We start from the raw sequence: 16,353 nt of genomic DNA, 5'->3' as shown, positions 1-16,353 counted from the left end.
TCCAAATCAGTAGTAATGAAAGATAAAATAAGACATCAGCCACCTAATTTTCTCTCCTTAAAAATTCGTTTTTTCATTGTCAGTCTTAAATACAATGTGTATAAAGCAAATGCCGCAATAAATAGCATCACCACGACTGTAAGAATTCGCAGCATATTTTCTATGCCGCTTCGTTTGACTGTTTTTGTTTCGGCTATGTCAGATTGCTCTACTTGAATATGTCCATTCCCTGATGTTTGGATTTTTACATGTGCAGTTTGGACCGTCTGTTTTGTTTTCTTTAAATCCAGCCATTCACTAGAAGGGATTGCCTCCATCTGTGTTATCAGCTCCTGTAATCCGGCTATTCCTGATTCTACATCATAGGACAGTCCGATTGCGGCTGATTGAAGATGCTGCATGGATTGAATCGTCTGTTCAGTTAAAACATTTGAATCTTCTTGGTCAGACGCTGTCTCTACTGGTCGCTGAGGATATAGGGTCATTCCATGTAACATGGCAGGAGACGTCACCAGCGGCGGTGCACCGACTGTTTTCCAAGTGCGGTCTGACAGCTGCACCTGTCCAAATAGACTTGACACATGCCTTGAAATCACTTCATAACCTTGTTGAGATATGGCATCATGCGGCACCTCGAACGCAAGAGGATATAGACCTTGCTGCGCAAGAAGCTCAATGCCCTTTGTCAGTTTTTCTTCTGTATAGGCGGTTTCTGGCTGCTGATTCGATCTGGTATAAGCATTAAAGTCTTTTTCATTTGGGAACTGACTTTTACTCCGTTTCTTCTCAGTTTTTTTGGGATCATTTGACGTGATGGACTGATCATACTTTGCATCCCAGAACTCAAAGCTCTGACCAGATTCCTCCGTTCGATACGTACGGCTAAAGCCATGAAGAATGATACTCGCTCCATTGCCTTGCAATTGTTTTAACACATTCACGAGCTTCGGGCGGTCACTCAGTGTGACTTCATCACCTGTTTCTCGATCCATCCAAACAGGAGTCACTGCGATCTGAAAAGGAATATGCCGTGCGGATACGTATTGTCCAAGTTCAAGCAGCTTCTTCTCGTCACTTGCTGGACTGATGTTCCCGAGCATTAAGTATTTTGTCGTCATTTGCACAGAAGTTGGCATGTATTTTTCTAGCACTTCTGCAAGAAGCTTGTTGTGCTGCACGACATCTAAGATTCCGATATAAGCCGCACCTTCTTTTGTTTGAATCACAAATGGCAGATCAGATTGACGTTTCTTCACTAGAAATTCATTTTGCAAGTCTGCCCCTTGAACCGTTAACGCACTGATACTTCTCTCTAGCTGACGGTATGTCTGATCATGTGTATGTTTCATTTGACTGGTATGATCTTGTTTGTGAAAAGTAAGCTTGGAGAATGGGCGAAGCTGTTCCGCATTGTATCCAATGGCGATGACCTGCTGTGATTCGTTCATCGCACGAATGGTTTGTTTTGGCAAGGTTCTCTTTATTTCACCGAGATAAATGACTTGCTGAAATTCATTGATCCTCTTTTCAGCCAAATGTTCATCGGATACAATCGTCGTCTGTTTAGAAAAATGACCGGCGAGTAGATCCAGCATATGAACGGCTGGAGTCACTTCATCCGATTGTGTGGAATAAACGATCAGGGTATTTGGCTGCGTGACAAGAGCATCGGCTGAAGCCATGTGTTTAAACGAAAGAATCGAAAAAAGCGCGATCATCAAACAACATTTCATCAAAGAATTAAAGTTCATTCATCATCATCTCGTTTTCTAGTTCTTCTAAAAATTGCTCTGGCGTTCGATAATCCGAGCTGCTTGTTAAATGACAGACATGAAATGTCAAGGTCACTTCACGACCGTTTAACAGGACATGCGGTTGCAGTTTATTCTTTAGCTTATCAAGGACAACTGACACGTTCTCTTCTGGTGTGTGAGTTAGCAGCAAACCCATTCGCTCTTCGGATAATCGAAATTTCTTATCGGTTTCTCTTACGCTTTCGCGGATCTTGAGACTTAATTGCTGAAATAGGTGCTGCATTTCTTTTTCTCCATATAACGATTTGAATTCCACTGCGTAATTCATATGAAGAAGGATAAAGACAAATGGCTGTTTGTACCGTTCTGCCCGTTTCATTTCCTCGGACAATTCGAGCTTCATCCGCTCAGCATTGTCAAATCCTGTTGTCGAATCAATCGCCACAAATTGTTTAATGGCCTGCTTTTGTTGTTCAATGGTGTGACGCAGCATCTTGATCCGTTCATGCAAGCTTCCCGCTGAAATAGCGAAAAAAAGAAGTGCTACTCCCCAAATCACTACATCTTGCAATGTTTGATTTGAAAAAAGGGAATTTTCATGACCAAGCTCTGTAAAGAACATGGCGCTTCCTATAAAGAACAAAATAAGTAAGGTGAAAATTAATGCTGGTAGGATACCAAATAAAATACCGCAGCCTAACACAACAAATGTCAGTGCGATGATCATAAAGCTCTCCGCATCTTGTACGTTGAGATAGCCCATAAACAAAATAAGGCCTGCAAACGTGAGGAGCAGAGAATAGTACAAGCGATACGTGTTACTGAACAACCGATTCATTTAGAAGCTCCCTTTCTGCAATCAGAGGCAATAAGTTATCAAATGAGTGTGTGTCTTTTTCGTTCATATATCCTCCGTAATAAGGCTTGAGAGGATCTTGGGTTTGTAATTCTTTCATGCGGTGATAAACAGCCTTTGCGAATTCAAGCTCGTTTTGTTTAAGGGCATACAATAGGACGAGTGCATATACCGAAGGCGATTCATACGTCACAGATGGCTGCAATGTGCTCAGCTTATATCTCCCGTACAGTTTTCCTTCTTGTTTAAAAGTCGTTTTAAGCCATTTCATGATCGCAGACGTATTAACCTTTGCATGATGGGCATGTAGAGCCGTATAGAGTTGATCGATCATATTGATTTCTCGATCAAACGAATAGGTTTTTTTCTTTATGTCATAGGATTTAGGAAAGAATCCTTTTTTTCTCGGTGCTTGTTTTAGAAGGGCTAATTGGTTACTGGTCATTTGTTTCGTGAATATTTGGAGGGATTCCAATTCTTTGATTGCTTTTGGGTCTATATAAGAGAGTGTGATTGTGTGTGAAGTTCGATTTGTTGATGCATCATAATAATCGGACAATATGGCTTTGAACATGTTTTTTTCTTTTAACGCTTGAGCGATTTCTTTTGCTGTCGTTTGATACGCTGACTTCTTCCACAAACGATTTGCCTTTTGAAGTGCCGCCACTACACGTAAATCATCAACTAAAGCATTGGTCTTACTTTTTTGCTCAGATTCAATTTGCCAGCTGAGAAGATGATGGTCTAGTAAAAATTGATCTTGCAGAACACCCAACTGTTGGTCAAATAAATTTTGATCTTTTTTTCGAACAAGATAATCCATCCAAAGTCCAAGTGATTCAGATAAGTAGATGTGCTGCTCTGCAAAAGAGGTGCGAATCAAGCCTTGATCTGTCATTAAGTGGTGAGTGATAAAATATTCTCCTGGCAATACGGGCTTTGGCGATACTGGATCAGCTGATTCTTTCTGCTGCTTCCAGGTACATCCGCCTAGTAGAATGACAATGAGTAAAACAATTGCTGTACGATATATGCGTGTATGCATTCGTGTCCCCTTTCAACTCCCCGTTCTCTAAGCATCTAACGATTTATTATAGAGCGTTTTTGTTTAAATTTAAATAAATATTTTATACCAAATTACGAGTCTTTTCGCACATTTATTCCCATTTTCAGAAAAACAATATGTCTATATGCTTAAGAACACTGAAAAACCCATGCGTTTCCGCACGGGTTTTTTACATAACTATTGATCTAATTTTAGTTTCTTTAATTGTTCAGCTAGTGCATTATTAATTGGTTCTTCCACTTTCTTTTGTTTCTTCAAATATTTAGACACATCGTGCTTACTGGCTTTCTTTTGATTGGATTGAGATTTGCGTTTTTCGAATACAGACAGTTTTTCTCTATGGCCGCACACACAAGCAAAGATTTTGCCATCGCCTTCTCCGCGCAGCTCGAGCTTTTTATGACAGTTCGGGCAGCGTGCGTTTGTTTTCTTCGCCACATTTTTACGATGGCCGCATTCCCGGTCCTGGCAAACAAGCATCGTTCCATGTTTTCCATTCACTTTCAGCATCAGTTTTCCGCAGTCTGGACAATGGGTGCCAGTGACATTGTCATGCTTAAAGGTCTGGTTCGTCTGTTTGATTTCAGATACGGCTTGTTTCGCATATAATTTCATTTCACTCATGAATTGAGAAGCTTTCAATTGCCCTTTTGCGATTTTAGAAAGCTTTTGTTCCCATTCCGCTGTTAACGCAGGAGACTTTAAGTCTTCGGGCACTAAAGAGAGCAGCTGCTTTCCTTTCGATGTGATGAAGATGTCTTTGCCCTTTTTCTCGATTAGGAAGCTATTGAACAGCTTTTCAATAATATCTGCTCTTGTTGCTACTGTCCCTAGACCACCTGTTTCACCAAGGGTTTTCACTAAGTCTTTTTCCTCTTTCTGCATAAATGCCGCTGGGTTTTCCATGGCAGATAATAGGGTCGCTTCATTAAAACGTGCAGGAGGTTTCGTTTCTCCTCTTGTTTCTTTCAGCTGTCGTACGTCTAGTGACTGTCCTTCTGAAAGCAGCGGCAAATGTTGATCCACCTCGGCTGATTCCTCTTCTTCATAGGAATCATCGTACACGGCTTTCCAGCCAGCTGATTGCACGATTTTCCCTTTTGCTGTGAACGTTTCACTGCCTATTTTGGCGATAACCGTTGTTTCTTCGTACTCAAAAGGATTCATGAGTACCGCAAGGAATCGTTTGGCAATAAGGTCATATAATTTACGCTCTTTATCACTTAATGCACCTGGATACAGCTCTTCCTCGGTTGGAATGATCGCATGGTGATCTGACACTTTTGCATCATTGACGAAGCCTTTGTGCGCTTTAACACCTGATTGTAAAATCCGGTTCACATGCTGCGCATACGGTCTAACGTTCATTCCTTTTAAACGATCTTTTAATGTAGGAACGATATCCGCTGAAATAAACCGTGAATCTGTACGTGGATATGTCACGAGCTTATGCTGCTCATACAATCGCTGAAGCGTAGATAATGTTTCTTTTGCTGAGAAGCCATAGCGTTTATGCGCATCACGCTGTAATTCAGTCAGATCGTACAGGCCCGGTGCAAAAGCTTTTTTCCCTGTTTTTTTCAACGCATCAACCACTGCTGGTTTTCCTTCGCATGCTGCCAAGCGCTCTTTGATCACATTCTCTTGGAATGTCCGGTTTTGCTTTGTTTTGGCATCCTGCCAGGTCAAAGTCAGTCCATCTACTTGTGCAATCAATCCATAGAACGGCTTCGGCTGAAATTGCTGAATGTCTTCTTCTCGTTTGGCGATCATGGCAATCGTTGGTGTTTGCACCCGTCCGCAGGAAAGCTGTGCATTGAACTTGGTTGTCAGCGCTCTTGTTGCATTGATGCCGACAATCCAGTCTGCTTCTGCACGTGCAACTGCTGAGCGATACAGGTTATCGTATTCTCTGCCGTCTTTTAATCGTTTGAAGCCTTCTTGAATGGCTTTGTCCGTGACAGATGAGATCCATAGTCGTTTCAAGGGCTTTTTCACATGTGCTTTTTCAAGAATCCATCTTGCGACAAGCTCCCCTTCACGTCCAGCATCTGTTGCAATGACAATGTCTTTGACATCTTTTCTCGCAAGCTGCGCTTTCACTGCTTGGAATTGTTTTCCTGTCTTTTTCATCACCACAAGCTTAAGCGGCTCTGGAATGATTGGTAAATCCTCTAAACGCCAGGATTGAAATTCTTTTCCGTAGCCTTCTGGATCAGCCAGTGTGACCAAATGGCCAAGCGCCCATGTCACAATGTATTGATCTCCTTCTAAAAAACCATTTCCTTTTTTATGACACTTCAGCACACGCGCAAGGTCACGTCCTACTGAAGGTTTCTCTGCTAATACAACTGTTTTTGACACTAGATTTCACATCTCTTTCTTCTATCCATCCTTTTATTATAGCAGACGTGGAGATGCGGTTCTAATGACGGATTATTTCTTCAATCGTTTGATGATTTCGTTTGTGACTTCTTGTGTTTGATAGGATCCGCCGATGTCCGCTGTTAAAAAGCCGTCTGCTGTGACTGATTCGATGGTGCTGAGAAGGTGCGTACCCAGCTCTTCCTCTCCGAAATGATCAAGCATCAGCTTAGCAGTCCAAATTTGACCGATTGGGTTGGCGATTCCTTTTCCCGCAATGTCTGGAGCTGATCCGTGTACAGGCTCAAACATGGATGGGTACTTGCCATTTACATTGATGTTGGCGGCAGGCGCTACGCCAATACTTCCCATAATGGCTGCCCCAAGATCTGTCAAAATATCACCAAACAAATTACTGGCAACAATCACATCGAATTTTTCTGGTCTTGTTACAAAAAAGGCTGAGAGCGCATCAATGTGCTGAGAGTCTGCTGCCACCTCTGGATAATCCTTTGCTACGTCTTGAAACACTTCATCCCAAAAAGGCATGGTATGGACGATCCCATTCGATTTGGTTGCACTCGTCACATGCTTTCTCCTTTTTTCTGCTAATTGAAAGGCAAAACGCATCGCACGCTCTGTCCCTTTTCTTGAGAACACCGCATTTTGAACAGCAAGCTGATCTTCCCCTTGATAAATACGGCCTCCAATTTCACTATATTCACCTTCACCGTTTTCTCTGACAACTAGAAGGTCGAAATCCTTTGGCTGAGCAAGCGGTGAACGTATACCATTCAGCTGTTTTGCAGGTCTAACGTTAATCACCTGCTCAAATTCACGTCTAATCTTAATGAGCAATCCCCAAAGCGATACGTGATCCGGCATTAAATTGGCATCTCCGACAGCCCCTAAGAAAATGCTGTCAAAGGCTTTCAGTTGATGTAATCCATCCTTTGGCATCATCTCGCCATGCTCTAAATAATATTCACAGCTCCACGGAAAATCCTGAAAGGTAAAAGACAGACCGCCATGTACTTCTGACACCGCTTTCAATACTCGTATGGCTTCAGGTACAACTTCCTTCCCAACCCCGTCACCTGGTATCGCCGCAATTGAAACATGCTTCATTCATTTCTCCCCCTTTATCATCGGTCGACCGTCGACCGTTTAAATTTGAGTTTACTAGAGCGTTCATGTTCTTTCAATGGACAAAAGACGCTTTTTTGATCAAAGCGCCTGTTTATCCTGGAAAAGCATCGAGGGTTTCTGTTTCTTCCTCCCCGCATCTTTTTTATCTGAAAGCAGCAGTCCTCCTAAGGTCAGTGCCGTTCCAAGTACAGACATGAGGGTCAATCTCTCATGAAGAACGATCATTGAAATGACCATTGTAATAATAGGAACGCCATAAATATACACACTCGATTTCACCACACCGAGCGTTTTCACCGAAAAGCTCCATGTTAGAAAACAAATGGCAGATGCGAACAGGCCTAAAAACAGCAAGTGAAAGGCAAACGACGGGTTCGTCAATCGCTCCCAGTCTAAACGAATCTTAAAATGCCAGATCAGGGGAAGCATCCAAAGCAAGCCGTAAAAAAAGACACGCCTCGTCACTTGAATGATATGGTATCCATATTGGTTGATCATTTTCGATAAAATAGAATAGAAGGCCCAGACAATGGTCGCCGTTAATGCTAGCACATCACCGATTGGATTCAATTGGAACGTCGTCATTCCATTAAAGCTAATCAGTACAATTCCTGTCATCGCGATGAAAAAGCCTATGAAAAACCGGCGGTGCAAAGGCTCATCTTTCAATAAAAAATAAGCCAATAAAAATGAGAAGAATGGTACAACTGAGCTGATGACACCTGCATTCGAAGCGAACGTATAGGTGAGTGCGACATTTTCTAAAAAATAGTATAAGACCACACCGCATAATCCTGCGAGCGCAAACATCGCTTCATGCTTTTTACGCTGCACCTTCATGGTGACCGGGTAGATCATCATCAGAGCCAGATATCCAATAAAAAAGCGAAAAAATAATATTTCTGTTGGAGAAAAAGCCGTTAACAATATTTTGGTTGAGATAAAGGTCGAGCCCCATAGAAAAATAGTGAACATGGCCGCTAGATGACCAAGCAGCTGTTTATTTTTCATCTGCTGTTACCTGCTTTGCAAAAATTTGCTGATATTGCCCTGGGGTGAGCCCAATAAATTCTGAAAAGAAATGACTCAAGTGACTTTGATCAGAAAAACCAGCGGAGACTGCCGCATCTACAGGCTTTACTCCTCGTGAGAGAAGTTCTTTCGCATAATTCACTCTCACTGTCTGTAAATAACGATATGGCGTGATCCCTCTGTACTTTGTAAAAGCACGCAGAAGAGAGTATTTGTTCATGGACACAAGCTCTCCTAAGTCGTCCAACGATATATTTTCCGTGCGGTATGTTTCAATATATTGCTGTACATCTTGGACTTTCTGTTCGGCGGCATGCGCTGCTGACGCTTTTTCCTCTGATGTATCAGCATAGGCTTCAATCAGCTGCTTCATAAAGAAATAAAACGTTTCCTGTTTATTCAAAGCTGGAGCTTCTTCTGTGATCATTTGATGAAGATCATATAATGGCTTTGTCAGTTCACTTTGTGAAAACACAGGGGCTTTAAAATGCGGCTTGTGCTGAAACATTTTCTCTATGACATCTGCTTCTATATTTAAACAACGATAATCTAGTGTCCTGTGATCAATCTGCTCGCATGCGTGATTGTCATATGGATTGAAAAGAAGGATGTCTCCCTTTTCAATGATGTATTCTTCATTTTGGCAGATCAAACGTCTTTGACCGTCCTCAATAAATCCAATCACATAGTATGTATGAAAATGATTCGGGAACTTTTGCATGATGCCATGAAAGCGATACGCCTCTATTTGCAAGTCCTGATCAAAATGTACCGTTCGTTCTTCTTGTGTTTTCATGTCGATCCCCTCTTTCACTGAACTGATCATTAGTGTAGCACACCCTTTTTCTCTTGAATTGTACGATATTGACTTTTCCGATGCAGGCTTGCCTAGAGGGAAAAACTTGGATAACATGAGACAAAAGATGATGTGTAAATGAGGGAATGACGGGATGAATTCATTCGAGATGGAAAGACCAGCACCATACCATATGCAATTTTATGAACAGCTGAAGCAAATGATATTTGATGGGCAGTTTCAGCCAGGGGAACGCATCAATGAGACACAGCTTGCCAAACAATTTGGTGTAAGCCGATCACCGGTTAGAGAGGCGATGAGGCTTTTAGAAAAAGATGAGCTCTTGATCGCTGATCATCGGTCAGGCTACTCTGTCTATACGTTAACGGAAAAAGATGTCGAGGAGCTTTATCAAGTTCGAACCGCCCTAGAAACGCTAGCTGTTGAGCTTGCATGCAAGGAAGCCGCGCAAAGAGAGCTTGATGATATTGAGCAGGTCCTCACGCAGGCAGACGAAGCAATCAAGCAGCAGCTGCCATCTAAAGAGATCGTCCAGTTACATGAAGCCTTTCATCAAAAAATTATTCTAGCGAGTCACAATCACCGCTTATGTAAACAATTGAATCATGTGAATGCACTCATTCATTTTTGCCGTATCTTTCATTTTAGCGGCGGAGCGCGTGCTGAGACGATTCAAAAAGAGCATGCGGCCATTTATTCTGAAATGAAAGAGCGCCGCTCCACAGAAGCCGTTCAAGCGATGACGAATCATTTGTTACATGATGTGATGCACTTAAAGCAAGTACTCTCTGAAACAAATAAGGATTAAGTGATTTTTCCTTTTTTCCATTTTTTAAGCATTACATGAACATATTTTGAATTTTTCGTAGATTTCAGCATGTCCAGACGATCTTTCGTTTATATTAGAAGATGAGAAACTAGCTTTTATACAGGAGGATTTGTATATGCATACAAGTATTAGCCGTCTTCGACAGGCGGGTTTTATTGAGGGTATGTCTCTTTTAACCCTTCTTTTAATTGCCATGCCTCTGAAATATTTTGCGGATATTCCGATGGCAGTCACCATTGTAGGCTCTCTTCATGGCGCATTGTTTGTCATCTATATGCTTGTTTTGGCATATGTGACTTTTAAAGTTCGCTGGCATTTGAAATGGTCCATCGCTGGTTTTTTTGCGGCGTTCATTCCTTTCGGTAACTTCGCCTATGATAAGGTGCTCCGCCAGTATGATACTAAAGCTTAATCAAAAAGGGCTAAAACGAAATTCGTTTTAGCCCTTTTTCTACACGCTGAATCCTTCCATTTCTCCTGTAAACACGAGCTGTCCATTCCATTGATATGTATTCGTTTTTAAAAATGAGGGGATCTCTATTTTTTGTTGAACGAGCTCTTTCTTTTCTCCGCTTGGAGTTAGTTTCTCGATCACCAGTTGCCCGTCTTTATTCTTTAAAGCAAGTAAGAGATTGTTTCCTTGAATGGATGACCACATTTCATTAAACGGATCGCTTGCTGTGGTCCATTCACTGATTCTTTTTCCTGAATGAGGATCATACATTGCAAAATGGAGCTGCTGGTCTTTTGATACAGCACTCACCACTCGCTTTTCTTTCATCAAATGTAAAAATTCGTTTGACGTCATACTCTGTTACTTTCCCGGTTGACAAATATCGGTAATGGTTCCACACCAAGACACTAATAATGATAGCTGGAATAAAGAAGACAATATACCTGAGGAAAATATCACTGGTATTCTTTTCACTTGATCGCTTCTTTCATGAGGTTCCTTTATCTTATACGTCAGTGCAGCGAATGTTTCATGCTAGAAGAATACCATTCCATCCTTTCAGTTCCATATTTTACAAACTTTGTTGTTTGCGATAAAATCCAATCAGATTCAAAAAAGGAGTTTTTCTCATTGGATAAGCTATCTTCTATCTTTCTAGCGGCTTGGCTGCGTGTTCCTCGTTGGTTCAAGCAATGGGTGCTCGTATCCATTTCCATTTTCTTTTTTTATATGTGTTTTGTAAAGGGGCTGACTAGCTGGCATACCTTGCCGCCCATCACTTTGCTTACGTGTGTCATTGCTTCCTTCTTCATTTGGATGTTGTGGCTAAAAGGTCAAAAAAATAAGTGAAATGGGGAAAATCATGAAAGAATCCATCAGTTATTTTGCTATCTCTTTTGTTCTGCAATGGGTTTGGTTTGGCATTGTGCACCTAAATAGAGGCGTGACACTCTTGGACATGTTCGTCTTTTCTATTTTGTTTGCGGTGATGTTCTTTTTTATCGGGCGGATTTGGCGTTATCAGAAGAAAGGAAGAAGTGAGTGATCATGAAATGAACCCAATGAAAAAGGCTGCCAAATAGATGGCAGCCTTTTCCTTGCTCTTTTCATGCAAATAAATAATCAATGTGTGATCTCCGTTACGGAGTGTATGAATTAAGATTCGATCATATCAGTGTGTCATATGTGTTCCGAGTGAACCTACGTTTGAAAGTAAACGCCATGGAAGTTCTGGATAACAAGACAACGAAAGCCCTACCTCTCATTCGTCCTTACGGCTCCGAAGCCGTGCCAGTGTGAATTGTAAATCAAAACGTCTTTTTTCCACTCTTCCGCTTTTATAGGGGGCGGGTGCAGAAGGAAAAGAATAAGTTTGTTCGCTTTGACAGCGTCTCGTTCTTATCTAGTAGAAGCTCTATTGCTTCTCATTATGTCATAGAAAAAAGAAAGTTTACTTTCTTTATTTATTTGCTTATTTCAACACTTAATATAAAACTATAACACATTCCCCCAGATTATGCAAGTGTTAAAGTGGTAATTCTGCTGGTGTACGGCTTCCTTCATTCATATAACGAATGGAAGTTGGATCAATCTTCAGAATCACTAGGTTTGGATCATCTTTTCCTTTAAACCATTTCTCCATCTCATCAGACCAAAGGCGGTCGATCAGTTCCCGATCATCGGTTAATGTTGCGGTGCCTGCAATCTCTGCATAAGTATCACCGAATCCTTCGCCTGAATATCCAATGAGAATATGGACATTCGGATTTTTTTCAATTTCGTCTGCTTTATGTGTTTCTTTACTTGTTGGTGTATATAATGTCAGTTCCTCATGGAAAAAAGTCATGTAGCGAGTATGCGGCTTATCCTGTTCAACGGTCGCCAGTGTTCCGACCTTTTGTTCATCTAATAGATTGAGTACCTTTTGTTTTAATTCTTCTTGTGACATATCGTTTCACTCCTTCAAATTTCATCCGTACTCTTAGGTTTCCACGACAACCCATTCGTTAAACAAAGAAATGTGTTATTCATAAAAAGAGATCTTCTGGCTGATGCTATAGAAAACAGGCTCAATGAAGGGAGAAGTTGAACATGCATCATGAAACGATGTTCCATTTAAGTTCACTTGTCATTGCGGCAGTTGTTGTGGGCATTATCGTATGGTCTGTCTCATCTGTGCAGAAGAATCGCAAGAAATACTAAACACACCGCCCAATCAATGCTGGGCGGTGGCGCTATTGATCATGTATTCATAAAGGAACCGCCGTTGACGTGAAGTGTTTGTCCTGTCATATAAGACGATTCGTCAGAAGCAAGCAGCACATAGCAGCCGACATGCTCTACAGGCTGTCCTGGTCTTCCCATTGGGGTTTCTGCCCCGAAGCTTTCCACACTATCCTCATCAAATGTAGATGGAATGAGCGGCGTCCAAATTGGACCTGGCGCTACACCGTTCACCCGAATCCCATCTTTCACAAGCGACTGTGCCATAGAACGTGTAAAGCCGTTGATGGCCCCTTTTGTCGCCGTATAATCAATCAGCACTTTGTTGCCTCGATATGGGTTAATGGATGTTGTATTAATAATTGTACTTCCCGGTTTTAAGTAATCCAGTGCTTTCTTCGTAAAATAAAAATAAGAATAGAAGTTGGTTCTAAAGGTTTGGTGAAGCTGTTCACTAGAAATATCTTGAATCCGTTCTTTCGGATGCTGTTCAGCCGCATTATTCACTAAAATATCTAATTGCCCAAAGGCTTCAACTGTTTTTTCTACCGCTTTCTCGCAAAAGGCTTCGTCACCGACATCTCCTGCAATCGTTAAACATTTAACGCCTTCCTGTTCTACGCGCTTTTGCGTATCCTTTGCATCCTCATGTTCATTTAAGTACACAATGGCGACGTGTGCACCTTCTTTTGCATAGGCAACAGATACAGCACGTCCAATTCCACTATCTCCGCCTGTAATCAGTGCGACTTTCCCTTTGAGCTTGCCAGACCCTTGATATGATTCATCCTCAAAGATCGGCGCAGGATTCATTTCTCTTTCACTGCCTGGCTGCTGATCCTGTGTTTGGCGCGGAATGCCATTTGTTAAGTATTCACGTAAATCCATGTGTAAGCTCCTCCTTGATTTGTTGATGTATCCTTTCATTACCACCTCTTTTTTTTACTCAAACATCCCTAAACTGCACAGATGCGTTTTGTAAATCGGCATGTTTCAAGATGGGGAAAATCGGTTACATGATCATTAAAAAAGGAGCGTTCTCAAATGCTGTCAACCATTTCGAAAACCTTTAGCAGACCAAAAGGCTGGCTCGGAAGCATCGCAGGCTTCATTATGGCAAATGAAAATAAAGCATTGAATCAGTGGGCCATCCAGCACTTAGATCTGACAGATAGTGAAAACATTTTGGAAATCGGCTATGGGCCCGGCTACAGCATCAAACATATGCTTAAGCATTATGAAGATCTTCACATTGATGGTCTAGATGCCTCCGCCACCATGCAGGAGCAAGCACAGTCCCGCGTCAGCAAACGGTCAAAAGACAAACAGGTCCGGCTATATGTAGGGAAAATCGAGAAAACACGCTTGCCCGGAGAGCAGTATGACAAAGTACTGTCTGTCAACAACTTTACGATTTGGGATGATCCAAAGACTGGCCTACTCAACCTTTATCACACGTTGAAACCAGGCGGGAAACTCGTCATTGTGATGCAGCCAAGAGAAAAAAGTGCTGACGCCAGCCGGACAAAAGAGATGGGTGAAAACATATTGAATGACTTACAGTTTGCGGGGTTTGACCATTTTTCTGTTGAGTATGAGGAAATTCGTCCAACACTTGCTGTCTGTGTCACAGCCAAAAAGCCGAGAAGCGAATAAGCTCTCGGCTTTTTTTCTTACCATTTTGCTTCTTTTACAAATTGATAGAACAGCTGATGCAATTTCTGTTCAATCTCTTCCTTTGATCCTTGTCCATAAAGCACCATGCTTTCCTCACTTTCAATGATGGATGAACTGATCAGACTAAACATTTCAGACCCTTCCTTGCCAAGCTTTTGCGGCGCCAGCATCATAAGCATTCGTGACATCATTTGCTGCCCGCCATCCATGCTTTTGACCTCATATGCCTGATCAAGATCATAAATATGAAAGATTGGTTCCTTGATGAATTCATGCTTTAAATGAAAAAGAGCAAACTCGGTACCAGGTATGCCTAAACCGCCTTGCTGTTCACGTTCCAGTAAGCCGCTCGCTACATCATCCGCATGTGTGATAGATCCTTCTTCTTCAAGCTGACGAAGCAGCTGCCTGATTGTTGCCTCATGCTGCGGCAGCGTCTCTCTATTTTCGATGGTAAAATGGGACAAGATGCTGCGAATCACAGACATGTAATTCGTCACTTTTTCTGCAACCGCCATCATATTAACGGATTCTTGTACCGTTTTTTTGGCAGCTTCTTTCAACCTTTTTTTCTCAATCATATAAGGAATCTTTCGTTTAATATGAGCCTTCACACGCATAGCGTCATCCTCGTTTAGGAGCGGACTGACCATGATGTAATCGATATGGTCATATGGGATCGGAACAGTCGATACAATCATGTCATAGCTTGATGCATCGATTTCTTTTAGCTCCATCAAAGACGATAGATCGAATTCGGCGATTTCTGGCAATTCCTTTTTTAAACGAGAAGCGAGCATTTTGGACGAACCGATGCCGCTTGAGCAAACGACCAATGCATGAATGTTCGTTTCTTCTTTTTTGATTTCAAGCACTGAGCCAAAGTGAAGCACTATAAAGGCAATTTCATCCTCTGGAAATTCAATCTCTGGAAAGAAACGCTCGACTCCTTCTTCAATCGCCATAAAAAGCAAAAAGTAGTCCTTTTTAATTTGTTGTGTGAGCGGATTATAGATTCTCATCTTTTCCTTTAAACGGTTCATGGCAGGTTCAAGATGAGACACGAGTCCCTCATACAATGAATCATTTTCATTTAAATGGTAGCCGGTTTTATTTGAAATAAAATCAATGAGCTTCTTCGTTCTGATCGCTATATCCAGCTCGATCTCATCAATACGGTATTCTGCCCCAAAGCTGCGATTGGCACTGCGCAGGTGGATGGTCATATAACCGACCTCTGCTTCAGGGATCTCCACATTAAACATGCGTTCAAGTGCTCTTGCGATTCGCAGGGATGATTCAAATTCTTTCGTCCGCTTTAGTTCAAGCAGCTCTTCCTCTTCCATTCGAATGGTTTCGCCAAGCTGAATCCGTTCAATGGCATAGGTTAAGTGAACGACAAGCGCAATATAGGCACTATCAGATAAAGAGAGTGACAGTCTATTTTTCAAATGAAAGAGCAGTCTTTCTACCTTAAGCAGCTGCCCTCTGCTGACAACGCCAAACACCTTTTCCGTCGCTTTCGTTCGATGCTTGATATTCATTTCAATTGTTTCTAAAAATAATTGAATATCGAGCCGGTCGACAATCAGATTGCCGACAATCTTTCGTTTAGCTTCCTCCGGTCCTTTTAATTCAATGCCATACCCGCGTTTTCGGATCAACTGCAAACCGTAAGGAGCGATCCACTCCGTCAGTTCATCTAAATCATAGCTGATGGTCGCATTTGTTACCTGCAAATCGGCTGCGAGTGTATATAATTTCACCGGTTCCTTTGCTTCAAGCAATGCACAAAGGATTAAGAGCTTCCGTTCGTCAGAGCTATATTCAATTTGATCCTCATTTGACATATGAGCAAGAAGCCGCTGTTTATCCTCCTGTTCACCGACTGCCTTCAAGCCTTTCCCCGGCTGTTTATCTAGTGAAAGATCATAATTCTTTAATATGGGTTTGATCGATTTTAGTTCTCTATGAATCGTTCTTGTACTCACCTGAACAGAATCGGCTATCTCACGAATGGTGACATAACGATTTTGCTGAATGATGTATTTGATGATCTTCTGTTCTCGTGCCGTTATGTACATGAAATGCCTCCTTCTGCAAAAATAGGTCTATTGTCACACCTTAATATA

At 41.8% G+C, this 16,353-nt stretch carries 16 protein-coding genes; 5 read left to right on the top strand and 11 right to left on the bottom strand.

Translation table 11 applies throughout. The features are described from left to right. Nucleotides 1-35 precede the first annotated feature (35 nt). The 7 genes from C6348_RS13180 to C6348_RS13150 all read right to left on the bottom strand — a co-directional run bounded on the left by C6348_RS13180 (nt 36) and on the right by C6348_RS13150 (nt 9,017). On the bottom strand, nt 36-1,751 hold the full coding sequence (locus C6348_RS13180; RefSeq protein ID WP_106043476.1) for a DUF2334 domain-containing protein: 1,716 nt from the start codon (nt 1,749-1,751) through the stop codon (nt 36-38). After that, entirely contained in the window at nt 1,741-2,592 is an 852-nt protein-coding gene (locus C6348_RS13175; protein WP_106043474.1) for a GGDEF domain-containing protein, read from the bottom strand. The genes C6348_RS13180 and C6348_RS13175 overlap by 11 nt, the downstream gene beginning before the upstream one ends. Next, nucleotides 2,573-3,655 (bottom strand): glycosyl hydrolase family 8, encoded by a 1,083-nt coding sequence (locus tag C6348_RS13170; protein ID WP_106043473.1) that lies wholly within the window; start codon nt 3,653-3,655, stop codon nt 2,573-2,575. The genes C6348_RS13175 and C6348_RS13170 overlap by 20 nt, the downstream gene beginning before the upstream one ends. Nucleotides 3,656-3,853: 198 nt before the next feature. Continuing rightward, nucleotides 3,854-6,040, bottom strand: a complete 2,187-nt coding sequence (locus tag C6348_RS13165; RefSeq protein WP_106043471.1) for a DNA topoisomerase III — start codon at nt 6,038-6,040, stop codon at nt 3,854-3,856. Nucleotides 6,041-6,112: 72 nt separating this feature from the next. Continuing rightward, complete coding sequence (locus C6348_RS13160; protein WP_106043469.1) at nt 6,113-7,168, bottom strand: tartrate dehydrogenase; 1,056 nt, start codon at nt 7,166-7,168, stop codon at nt 6,113-6,115. A gap of 99 nt (nt 7,169-7,267) precedes the next feature. After that, on the bottom strand, nt 7,268-8,200 hold the full coding sequence (locus tag C6348_RS13155) for a DMT family transporter (protein WP_106043467.1): 933 nt from the start codon (nt 8,198-8,200) through the stop codon (nt 7,268-7,270). Next, nucleotides 8,190-9,017 (bottom strand): AraC family ligand binding domain-containing protein, encoded by an 828-nt coding sequence (locus C6348_RS13150; RefSeq protein ID WP_034664455.1) that lies wholly within the window; start codon nt 9,015-9,017, stop codon nt 8,190-8,192. The genes C6348_RS13155 and C6348_RS13150 overlap by 11 nt, the downstream gene beginning before the upstream one ends. Nucleotides 9,018-9,171: 154 nt before the next feature. Between C6348_RS13150 and C6348_RS13145 the strand changes: the two genes are divergently transcribed. Together C6348_RS13145 and C6348_RS13140 are read left to right on the top strand one after the other, a co-directional pair. Beyond that, nucleotides 9,172-9,846, top strand: coding sequence for a GntR family transcriptional regulator (locus tag C6348_RS13145; RefSeq protein ID WP_034664015.1), 675 nt, complete (start codon nt 9,172-9,174; stop codon nt 9,844-9,846). 136 nt (nt 9,847-9,982) lie between these two features. After that, entirely contained in the window at nt 9,983-10,279 is a 297-nt protein-coding gene (locus tag C6348_RS13140; RefSeq protein ID WP_034664017.1) for a DUF3817 domain-containing protein, read from the top strand. Nucleotides 10,280-10,318: 39 nt separating this feature from the next. Here C6348_RS13140 and C6348_RS13135 read toward each other — a convergent pair whose 3' ends face one another. Continuing rightward, a complete protein-coding gene (locus C6348_RS13135; RefSeq protein ID WP_223251569.1) occupies nt 10,319-10,675 on the bottom strand; it encodes a hypothetical protein in 357 nt (118 codons plus the stop codon). Nucleotides 10,676-10,951: 276 nt separating this feature from the next. Between C6348_RS13135 and C6348_RS13130 the strand changes: the two genes are divergently transcribed. Continuing rightward, entirely contained in the window at nt 10,952-11,170 is a 219-nt protein-coding gene (locus tag C6348_RS13130) for a hypothetical protein (protein WP_060595569.1), read from the top strand. Nucleotides 11,171-11,183: 13 nt separating this feature from the next. After that, the gene (locus C6348_RS13125; RefSeq protein ID WP_106043529.1) at nt 11,184-11,366 is read left to right on the top strand and encodes a hypothetical protein; all 183 of its coding nucleotides are present in this window, start codon (nt 11,184-11,186) and stop codon (nt 11,364-11,366) included. Nucleotides 11,367-11,846: 480 nt separating this feature from the next. Here C6348_RS13125 and C6348_RS13120 read toward each other — a convergent pair whose 3' ends face one another. Together C6348_RS13120 and C6348_RS13115 are read right to left on the bottom strand one after the other, a co-directional pair. After that, nucleotides 11,847-12,269: a pyridoxamine 5'-phosphate oxidase family protein gene (locus C6348_RS13120; RefSeq protein ID WP_106043465.1), complete on the bottom strand. Its 423-nt coding sequence runs from the start codon at nt 12,267-12,269 to the stop codon at nt 11,847-11,849. A 293-nt stretch (nt 12,270-12,562) separates the two neighbouring features. Further along, entirely contained in the window at nt 12,563-13,432 is an 870-nt protein-coding gene (locus C6348_RS13115; RefSeq protein ID WP_034664026.1) for an SDR family oxidoreductase, read from the bottom strand. Nucleotides 13,433-13,588: 156 nt separating this feature from the next. Here C6348_RS13115 and C6348_RS13110 point away from each other — a divergent pair, with 156 nt between their 5' ends. After that, the gene (locus C6348_RS13110; protein ID WP_034664457.1) at nt 13,589-14,200 is read left to right on the top strand and encodes a class I SAM-dependent methyltransferase; all 612 of its coding nucleotides are present in this window, start codon (nt 13,589-13,591) and stop codon (nt 14,198-14,200) included. 17 nt (nt 14,201-14,217) lie between these two features. Here the strand turns inward: C6348_RS13110 and C6348_RS13105 are convergent, their stop codons facing one another. Next, on the bottom strand, nt 14,218-16,305 hold the full coding sequence (locus C6348_RS13105) for a BglG family transcription antiterminator (RefSeq protein WP_106043463.1): 2,088 nt from the start codon (nt 16,303-16,305) through the stop codon (nt 14,218-14,220). Between the last annotated feature and the right edge of the window lie 48 nt (nt 16,306-16,353).

The sequence above is a fragment of the Bacillus sp. YBWC18 genome (genome assembly GCF_002998775.1).
Lineage (GTDB): Bacteria > Bacillota > Bacilli > Bacillales > Bacillaceae > Bacillus.
Note: the sequence above shows the minus strand (reverse complement) of the source record. Positions and strands in the feature narration are given on the sequence as shown.

Coding starts and splice junctions, on each gene's coding strand:
- C6348_RS13170 (WP_106043473.1), bottom strand. CDS start 3,655: ATGCATACACGCATATATCGTACAGCAATTGTTTTACTCATTGTCATT.
- C6348_RS13175 (WP_106043474.1), bottom strand. CDS start 2,592: ATGAATCGGTTGTTCAGTAACACGTATCGCTTGTACTATTCTCTGCTC.
- C6348_RS13110 (WP_034664457.1), top strand. CDS start 13,589: ATGCTGTCAACCATTTCGAAAACCTTTAGCAGACCAAAAGGCTGGCTC.
- C6348_RS13115 (WP_034664026.1), bottom strand. CDS start 13,432: ATGGATTTACGTGAATACTTAACAAATGGCATTCCGCGCCAAACACAG.
- C6348_RS13140 (WP_034664017.1), top strand. CDS start 9,983: ATGCATACAAGTATTAGCCGTCTTCGACAGGCGGGTTTTATTGAGGGT.
- C6348_RS13135 (WP_223251569.1), bottom strand. CDS start 10,675: ATGACGTCAAACGAATTTTTACATTTGATGAAAGAAAAGCGAGTGGTG.
- C6348_RS13180 (WP_106043476.1), bottom strand. CDS start 1,751: ATGAACTTTAATTCTTTGATGAAATGTTGTTTGATGATCGCGCTTTTT.
- C6348_RS13160 (WP_106043469.1), bottom strand. CDS start 7,168: ATGAAGCATGTTTCAATTGCGGCGATACCAGGTGACGGGGTTGGGAAG.
- C6348_RS13145 (WP_034664015.1), top strand. CDS start 9,172: ATGAATTCATTCGAGATGGAAAGACCAGCACCATACCATATGCAATTT.
- C6348_RS13150 (WP_034664455.1), bottom strand. CDS start 9,017: ATGAAAACACAAGAAGAACGAACGGTACATTTTGATCAGGACTTGCAA.
- C6348_RS13125 (WP_106043529.1), top strand. CDS start 11,184: ATGAAAGAATCCATCAGTTATTTTGCTATCTCTTTTGTTCTGCAATGG.
- C6348_RS13155 (WP_106043467.1), bottom strand. CDS start 8,200: ATGAAAAATAAACAGCTGCTTGGTCATCTAGCGGCCATGTTCACTATT.
- C6348_RS13105 (WP_106043463.1), bottom strand. CDS start 16,305: ATGTACATAACGGCACGAGAACAGAAGATCATCAAATACATCATTCAG.
- C6348_RS13120 (WP_106043465.1), bottom strand. CDS start 12,269: ATGTCACAAGAAGAATTAAAACAAAAGGTACTCAATCTATTAGATGAA.